The sequence below is a fragment of the Vibrio sp. 970 genome, from assembly GCF_033339075.1.
Window position 1 is genome coordinate 1 of sequence record NZ_JAWOTW010000167.1, and the last position, 857, is coordinate 857.

Genomic DNA, 857 nt, shown 5'->3' on the forward strand with positions numbered 1-857 from the left:
TGACAACCTTAAAAATATCATTTTAGGTTCAGGTGGTTCTTCCGCGCCCTGGTTGACTACTCAGTTTAACTGGCATTCACTCTACCCTACTGAGTACTCAATGCTGAGATCTGACTTTTTGACGCTTGATCCAAAACTACACGAGTTAAAAGAGTATCTGGGTGATAGCCTCAAACAAATGCAGTGGGATAAATATGCAAAACTGTCCTCAGAGCAGCAAGCATTGTTCCTTGAAATCGTAGGTTTTGATCAAAATTGGCTGCAAGTAGAATATGACAAGAGTCCACTGGCTAACTTTGTATTCACGGGGACGACTACCTGGGCCGGTGGTGAAGAGAAAGAGTTCTACGCCAAGCAACAGGTTAATATCATCAATAATGCTATCAACGAAACCAGCCCTTACTATATTGGTAAGGAGCATGACCTGTTCTTCAAAGGGCATCCTCGCGGTGGTGTTATCAATGACATCATTATTAGCAGTTTTGATAATATGGTGAACATTCCGTCAGCCATCTCTTTCGAAGTCCTGATGATGACAGATATGCTGCCTGATACTATCGCCGGTGTGGCCAGCTCTTTGTATTTCACTATTCCAGCGGAAAACATCAAATTCATCGTTTTCACTTCATCCGAAGAGATCACCGATCGTGAACAAGCATTAAAGAGCCCACTGGTTCAGGTCATGATGACTCTGGGCATTGTGAAAGAAGAAAACGTTCTCTTCTGGGCCGATATGCCTGATTGCAGCAGTGGAACCTGTATCTAATCCAGTTTTAAAAGGCCCTTCGGGGCCTTTTTTCATGCTTCAATCTCAATTGCAGCGTGTGACCAGATTCAAACTCCCTGAAAAAGAGATT

At 43.3% G+C, this 857-nt stretch carries 1 protein-coding gene; it reads left to right on the forward strand.

Annotated elements, in window-relative coordinates; genetic code table 11:
• The coding region (locus tag R7Q11_RS25455) for a hypothetical protein (protein ID WP_225466910.1) at positions 1-766 on the forward strand (766 nt) is incomplete at its 5' end.
• Positions 767-857: the final 91 nt, after the last annotated feature.